Below are 7,667 nucleotides of genomic sequence, written 5' to 3'. Positions count from 1 at the left end.
GGCCGTAACGTCGTAAACGTTCACGGGTGATCTGTCTGAACGACACATTAGACGTGCCGCAAAATTTGCTGAAAGAAAAGAGGGCATTCTTGTAGACATGCGCCGTAGAATACCGTCCCTCCTTCCGCAAACGACCGATGTAGAATTCCGCACACCGGTTAAATCCATTTTTGTTCATCATTTGCATCACTAATAATTTTATATATTATACCATTTGGCAAGCAACAAAAAAACAAATCTTTTTGCAGAATTGAAGCACACTTGACAAATGCGATATTATTTTTTCAGATTATTAACCTATAAAAAAATATCCGGATGCCCACTAAACGGACATCCGGATATCACTCTCTTTCTACCTTCTGACTAATTACCTCTCTGAATAGTTTGCCAGATTGTAACATACCGGCTTCGTGCTATTACCTACGCGGTAGATACCGAACTTAAAGTAATAACCATCATCGTCGTTACGTCCAATCATGATTTTCTCATTGTCTACAATGTGTTTATTAACCTTTTTCCCTTTTTCCTGATAGTCCATCTGTACATCGAGCATACCCGGCTTTACAATTGTTTCCGCCTCTTTGCCATAGACTGTCCAATCGATATGAATACGGAATGTAATCCAACAATCTTTCGGAAAATCGGCGAAAGGCATTTTGTAAGCAATGGTCGATGCTTTATATGTAGATGTCACAGGTTTCATAACCGGTGTCTTTTCCGGATTTGCGTTGCAACGGTCGTCTTTATCAGTCAGCCATTTACGGTCGGAATTTGCTTTGATGTAAAACCATCCGCCTGAAAATCCGAATGCCAATGGAGGATAGCCACCTTGTTCCACCAGCCATCCGTTAGCCTTTCCGGCTTGATAAACGGGATTGCCTTGTTTGTCTTTCACCGGATTACCTTGCTTGTCCAGCTTGGGTTTCTTTTCGTATCCCATGTTTTTCTTAAAAATAGTAGTCTTGTCCAGTTCCATGAACTCATCAGCTGTCAGTTTCTTCACTTCACCCTGTGGAGTCTGTACCAAAGTACGATCCGGCATTCCATGCCATTGAGCAAAAATGGTGGAAACATCACTGCCTAATGTAGAAGGGATATATACCGAAAACTCATAATCGCGGGAAGCACCTTGCGGACAAATACCTTTTCCATGATGATATACAGTTTTCATTATTTGTGCTTTCTTATATGTATCGGCTGGTTTGCCTTTGAAATCATCGGAAGTTGCATAACAATAAGAAAATTCCGCACGCCCTTTTGTTTCCCCCGCTGCATATCCGGATAATGTGTTATCATCTTCTTTCAGTTCAAAACGATAAGAAGGTTTTCCGTTGAACATAAGGTTGAAATCACGTTGAATGGCATGCGCTTTTTTAGCTCCGACTGCTACCCAGCAACCATCTATAATCTGATTGACACATGCCGAATCTGCCTGTACATTTACACGCTCGGTCAGTGGCACCAAAGTCTGTGTTTCTATAGCCGGACCGGGTTTCTCGACTTGTTCAGCCATCGCCGTGCATCCTGATGCCAGCACGCAAATAATAAAAATGCTTTTCTTCATTCTATTCGATATTAAGTTTGTTGACGGTGCAAAAATACGAAAGGCAACCTCATCGGTTGCCTTTCGTTTGTCTCAAATGTTTTCACATTTGTGTAATTTTGCTGTCAACACCTGCCTGGAGGCTTAATTGGGTGCTTCATCGTTCAAATCTTCTTCAAGCATATCGACTTTCTGTATGCTCATTTTTCCATCAGCAGTGATCGTTATAGAAAGCGGCATATACAAATCTGTCTGCGGATAACAAACACTTGCGGCATATACAATGCCCTGCGGAGTGGTCTTGTCGTATACAATTCCTTCCAATATAGATTTCGAGAGAAATTTTGCATCGACTACGGATGAAAAATCATTCTTGGTAAATGTCTTGTTCAATACCGTTTCGTTACCGCGTGTCAGGTGCAGCACTATTTTATTATCGACATAAGTATCTCCCATCTCATTTGTTACATGAGGCAGACTTTCGTCCGGAGTACGTGAAACAAAGGAATGATAATCTTTTCCTTTGAATTTAAAGTTAGTTTCGCTCTTAGACGTCTGCATACGCTGCAATCCGTGAGCATCTATACTGTCTATTCTTGCCAGCAGCGACTGATTATCTGAAGATCCTTTTTTACCGCCACATGCAGTCACAGCCACCGCCAACGGCAACAAAAGCAAATAAATTAGTTTTCTCATACGTAAGTTTTCTGTTTATAAATAGATGGCAAAGGAACAAAAAGAGCGGGATATTTACAAGTGTAACCGACATTTTTCCTACATTTGAAGGAAAGAAGGAATGGAAAGGCTATCACAAAGGGGGGCTTGACAACAGTGGCAAACCGGCCAGTGCATTTAATGCTTTCAAGAGATAAGATTATTGAATCCTTTTTTATAACTTTACGCCGAATCCAAAATATTTTATACCTGAAAAGTAAAAATGAACATGAAACACCCCAAACAGTTATTAGCTGTACTTTTGATGGCCGCCGCCTGCACTATGCAAGCGCAACGCAGTGAGGCACTGCTGGAGAAGAACTGGAAATTCAGTAAAGGAGATTTTAAAGAGGCCAGTCAGCCGGAGTTCAATGACACTAAATGGGAATCGGTTGTTATTCCACACGACTGGGCGATTTTTGGTCCATTCGACATGAACAATGATCTTCAGAATGTGGCAGTGACACAGAACTTTGAGAAAAAAGCTTCCTTGAAGACAGGACGTACCGGCGGTCTTCCTTATGTAGGTACCGGATGGTATCGTACCAGTTTTGACGCCCCTGCCGACAAAGAAGTGACACTACTCTTTGACGGTGCCATGAGTGAAGCGCGTGTCTACATCAACGGAAAAGAAGCTTGTTTCTGGCCTTTCGGCTACAATTCTTTTCACTGTAATGTGACTTCCTTATTGAATAAAAACGGTAAAAACAATACGCTTGCCGTGCGTTTGGAAAACCGTCCGCAATCTTCGCGCTGGTATCCGGGAGCAGGTCTGTATCGCAATGTACACCTGATTGTGACTGACAAAATCCATGTGCCTGTATGGGGAACGCAAATCACAACTCCTCACGTCAACAAGGATTTTGCAGCCGTACGTCTCCAAACGAAGATAGACAATGCCGGTGAGAAAACAGCCATCCGTGTAGAGACGGAAATTCTTTCTCCGGAAGGTAAAGTTGTTACCCGGAAAGAGAATACAAGCCGCATCAATCACGGACAACCTTTTGAACAAAATTTTATTGTAAACGCGCCCGAACTCTGGTCGCCGGAAAGTCCGTCGCTTTACAAGGCTGTCTCTAAAATTTATGCGGATGATAAACTGGTAGATACTTACACCACACGTTTCGGTATCCGCAGCATTGAATACATTGCCGACAAAGGGTTCTACCTGAACGGGGAGCACCGCAAATTTCAGGGTGTATGCAATCACCACGATTTAGGTCCGTTGGGCGCCGCTATCAATGTAGCAGCACTGCGTCATCAGCTTACGCTATTGAAAGATATGGGATGTGACGCGATCCGTACTTCTCATAATATGCCGACTCCCGAACTCGTTGCATTGTGTGACGAAATGGGATTTATGATGATGATCGAACCGTTCGATGAATGGGATATCGCCAAATGTGAAAATGGTTATCACCGCTACTTCGATGAATGGGCGGAACGTGATATGATAAATATGCTTCATAATTACCGGAACAACCCTTGCGTCGTTATGTGGAGTATCGGCAACGAAGTACCGACTCAATGCAGTCCTGTCGGTTATAAAGTGGCCAAGTTCCTGCAGGATATCTGCCATCGTGAAGATTCTACCCGTCCTGTCACTTGCGGAATGGACCAGGTGACTTGTGTACTTGCCAACGGATTTGCAGCAATGATTGATATTCCGGGACTTAATTACCGTACGCAACGCTATCAGGAGTCATACGACCAACTCCCGCAGAATCTGATTCTGGGAAGCGAAACGGCTTCTACTGTCAGCTCACGCGGCGTGTACAAGTTCCCGGTGGAGGATAAGAAAGGGGCCAAATATGAAGATCATCAATGCTCTTCATACGATGTGGAGGTTTGTCCCTGGTCGAATATTCCGGACGAGGACTTTGCATTAGCTGACGATCATCATTGGACCATCGGACAGTTCGTATGGACCGGATTTGATTATCTGGGTGAACCGTCACCATACGATACGGATTCATGGCCTAACCACAGTTCAATGTTTGGTATCATCGACCTTGCCAGTTTACCCAAAGACCGCTATTATCTTTACCGTAGCGTGTGGAACAAGGAAGCGGAAACCTTACATATCCTGCCTCACTGGACCTGGCCGGGACGTGAAGGTGAAGTGACTCCCATTTTTGTGTACACTAATTATCCTACTGCCGAATTGTTTATCAATGGCAAAAGTTATGGAAAACAAAGCAAGAATAATAGTTCGCTAAAGAACCGCTATCGTCTGATGTGGATGGATACAAAGTACGAACCGGGGGAAGTGAAAGTAGTAGCCTACGACAAAAACGGAAAAGCGGTAGCTGAAAAAGTAGTCCGTACTGCCGGAAAGCCTCATCACATCGAACTGGTAAGCAACCGTAACGAACTGACTGCAGATGGAAAAGACCTGGCTTATGTGACTGTTAAAGTAGTAGACAAAGACGGTAACCTCTGCCCAGCCGATAATCGTCAGATAAATTTCTCGGTAAAGGGAACAGGTAAATATCGTGCTGCCGCCAATGGCGATCCGACGAACCTTGAACAATTCCATCTTCCAAAAATGCATGCTTTCAACGGTATGTTGACAGCTATTCTGCAAGCCGGTGAAACTGTCGGAGAGATTGTGTTTACAGCAAAAGCAAACGGAGTGAAAGCCGGAAATATTCGTATTCAGACGAAATAAGGCATACGCTTCAGCATATAACAAACCCACCGGATTTCTTCACTGAAAAGAAGTCCGATGGGTTTCTTCATACAACTATCTCTGAAACTTGCTCACTTGTGCTCAATAAAAGCGACGTTATAAGTACTCTAGCTAAATAGCTTTCCAGAAGGCCTGAAAATCACGATACCTGCCGTAGCAGACCAATTCGTCTCCTTCTTCCACTTTCTCATTTCCCGGTAATTCATTCTTCACATGAAGCTCGGTCAGAGAGATACCCAGGCAGTTGGTGATCTTATTCGCCCGTTTCAATCCTATCATTTTTAAATGAAACTCTTCATCCAGGTTTAACTCATTCACAAAATATCCTACAAATTTCTCCGGAACCGTGAACTTCACAACATAATAATCCTGATCGATGCGGAATCCTTCCATGTTAGTACCGAAGTCGAGCAGTTGTACCAGGCTGCGGGCAGCATCTTCTTCCGGGGTCAGGATTCGTTCCAGATCAAAAGCTTCAAGCACCGCTTTATGTACGGCATCAATAGCACGGGCAAAAATACGGGGAACCTTTTTCTGCTTCAACAGGGCAACGACTCGTATCGACGCACCAAAATTCTCTCCAATCGCTACAATAACTATATCCACACTATTCAATGGCAACACTGATAATGACTGTTCGTCAGTAGCATCAATGACAAAAGCTGTAGCAACCTTATCTTTGATGGAATCTACACGACTTTCGCTTATATCCGCACCTATAATTTCGTGTCCCAAGGCGGACAGTTCTTCCGCCAACACATGGCCGTAATTTCCTAAACCAATAATAATATACTTCATAGCTTTAGTTTATTATGATGTTATCACTTGGATAACGGTATTTTGTATTCTTTTTCTGTTTGACGATTCCCAACATCAATGTTATTAACCCCACACGACCAATAAACATCAACAAAGACACCAATAGTTTGCTTGCGTCGCACAAATGAGGGGTCAGATTCAGACTGGAACCTACGGTACTAAGCGCAGAGACACATTCGAAAGTCAATGCCATAATGGAAACACCCGGTTCGAGTATGCTCAATGTAAAAATAAAAATGAATAAGACTCCCAATGACATGACTACTGTTGCATTGGAACGCCGGATTGAATCGTAAGACAATTCCCTGCCGAACACTTCCACTCGTTCAGTGCCACGCAATACGGCTACAAGATTCAGAACTACGACCGCAAAAGCATTCACTTTCACACCACCTGCCGTGGACTGTGATCCACCGCCCACCCACATCAGGAATAGATAAACCAACAATGTCTGCACGCTCAATGATGCCAGGTCGACACTGCTGAAACCGGCTGTTCGCGGACAAGTGGCATTAAAGAAAGCTTGTGTCCACTTATCTGCCACAGGCATACCGGCAAAAGAACCATTCCACTCAAAAGCAGCAATAGCCAATGTGCCGATTAATAAAAGCAGAAAAGTCATGATTAACACGATTTTCGTATTCAGGTTATAGAGGTGCTGCATTTTATGCCGATCCAGTTTGCGGGTACGAATCAATTTCCAGAAACGACGGAGGTGATACAATACAATATCCTTGAAATTGACAAGGATGGGGAAACCGATACCACCAAATATAATCAATAGAGAAACGGTAATAAACAGCCAATTGTGGTTAGTCATCACCATCGGATTTCCTAAATTGCCGGAAAGCGTAGAAAAACCCGCATTACAAAAAGCTGAAATAGAATGGAAAGCAGCAAAACCCAACTCTCCTTCCAGGGTCATTCCCAACGTTCCGTGAATACTAAACCAAATCGAAACCATACCGATCCCTTCAATCACTAAGGTAAAGCCTAATATATATAATAAAGTAGACAGCAAAGAACCTAATGAATTGGAACTAACCATATCACGCACAACAAGCTGGTTGTAGATGGAAGTATTCCCCATGAAGAACATGGCGAAGAAACTGGTTAATGTCATCACTCCCAATCCGCCAATCTGAATCAACAGGATAATGACAACTAATCCCGAAGTGGTGAATGTAGTAGACACGTCTACCGGTACCAGGCCTGTAACGCATACGGCACTGGTAGCGGTAAATAAAGAGTCTACCCAGGTGATACCATTTACCGTGCAGCGCGGAAGCATCAACAAGCCTGCTCCAATCAGAATAATAGCCATAAAACTGACTGCCAATATCAAAGACGGATTGGTACGCCGTCCCAACAGACGCACCAGCCCATTGGACAGATTGAGGAAAGAAAGAACTAACAATAACAAAAGATGATAAAACTTCCCATGTAAGAATTCCCAAATATGCAAAATAGCTCCTTCTTCTTCCGGACGATGGAATATAACAGGTACCAACGTGAGATATAACAATCCACTCAATATCCAGGCTAATCGCCGGTATTGCTTTTTAGTATTCCGGTATTCCAGCGAGATATGTAAAGTGACATCAATCAGAAAAATGATCCAGACAGTTTTATACAATGTCTGCAAATTCGCCACTTCATCAATAGACAAGGGAAAGCCATGTTCATATACTACTCCGACAATCAATGATAAAGATGCCAGATAAGTGAGTGCTTCTATCAGCCCTAACAAAATACGTACATAGGGTTTTAGGAGTTTATTCTGATACAATAAAAACTTATGATAAATCTTCATATCATCTTTTTTAACGGGGTCGTGCAAACTTAACTAAAATAACAATCAAACACGATTCTTTGTTGACAAAATTTTCTGAATATTAA

At 42.9% G+C, this 7,667-nt stretch carries 6 protein-coding genes; 1 reads left to right on the top strand and 5 read right to left on the bottom strand.

What is annotated here, in order from left to right; translation table 11 throughout:
• The 3 genes from BXY_RS18145 to BXY_RS18135 all read right to left on the bottom strand — a co-directional run.
• Positions 1-181: phage integrase SAM-like domain-containing protein (locus tag BXY_RS18145; RefSeq protein WP_316927963.1), on the bottom strand; the 181-nt coding region annotated here is incomplete at its 3' end.
• A 186-nt stretch (positions 182-367) separates the two neighbouring features.
• Complete coding sequence (locus BXY_RS18140; RefSeq protein ID WP_008021459.1) at positions 368-1,564, bottom strand: heparin lyase I family protein; 1,197 nt, start codon at positions 1,562-1,564, stop codon at positions 368-370.
• Between the two features lie 123 nt (positions 1,565-1,687).
• Entirely contained in the window at positions 1,688-2,239 is a 552-nt protein-coding gene (locus BXY_RS18135; protein WP_004316589.1) for a DUF4738 domain-containing protein, read from the bottom strand.
• Between the two features lie 241 nt (positions 2,240-2,480).
• On the opposite strand from BXY_RS18135, the gene galB reads away from it, so the two are divergent.
• Positions 2,481-4,928, top strand: a complete 2,448-nt coding sequence (galB, locus tag BXY_RS18130; RefSeq protein WP_015532605.1) for a beta-galactosidase GalB — start codon at positions 2,481-2,483, stop codon at positions 4,926-4,928.
• A 132-nt stretch (positions 4,929-5,060) separates the two neighbouring features.
• On the opposite strand, the gene BXY_RS18125 is transcribed toward galB, so the two are convergent.
• Together BXY_RS18125 and BXY_RS18120 are read right to left on the bottom strand one after the other, a co-directional pair.
• Positions 5,061-5,747, bottom strand: a complete 687-nt coding sequence (locus tag BXY_RS18125) for a potassium channel family protein (protein ID WP_008770828.1) — start codon at positions 5,745-5,747, stop codon at positions 5,061-5,063.
• Between the two features lie 4 nt (positions 5,748-5,751).
• Complete coding sequence (locus BXY_RS18120; RefSeq protein ID WP_008021450.1) at positions 5,752-7,581, bottom strand: TrkH family potassium uptake protein; 1,830 nt, start codon at positions 7,579-7,581, stop codon at positions 5,752-5,754.
• Positions 7,582-7,667: the final 86 nt, after the last annotated feature.

The sequence above is a fragment of the Bacteroides xylanisolvens XB1A genome (assembly GCF_000210075.1).
In the GTDB taxonomy this organism is placed as follows: domain Bacteria; phylum Bacteroidota; class Bacteroidia; order Bacteroidales; family Bacteroidaceae; genus Bacteroides; species Bacteroides xylanisolvens.
This window is presented reverse-complemented; position numbering and strand designations above follow the sequence as displayed.

Coding starts and splice junctions, on each gene's coding strand:
- BXY_RS18140 (WP_008021459.1), bottom strand. CDS start 1,564: ATGAAGAAAAGCATTTTTATTATTTGCGTGCTGGCATCAGGATGCACG.
- BXY_RS18135 (WP_004316589.1), bottom strand. CDS start 2,239: ATGAGAAAACTAATTTATTTGCTTTTGTTGCCGTTGGCGGTGGCTGTG.
- galB (WP_015532605.1), top strand. CDS start 2,481: ATGAACATGAAACACCCCAAACAGTTATTAGCTGTACTTTTGATGGCC.
- BXY_RS18125 (WP_008770828.1), bottom strand. CDS start 5,747: ATGAAGTATATTATTATTGGTTTAGGAAATTACGGCCATGTGTTGGCG.
- BXY_RS18120 (WP_008021450.1), bottom strand. CDS start 7,581: ATGAAGATTTATCATAAGTTTTTATTGTATCAGAATAAACTCCTAAAA.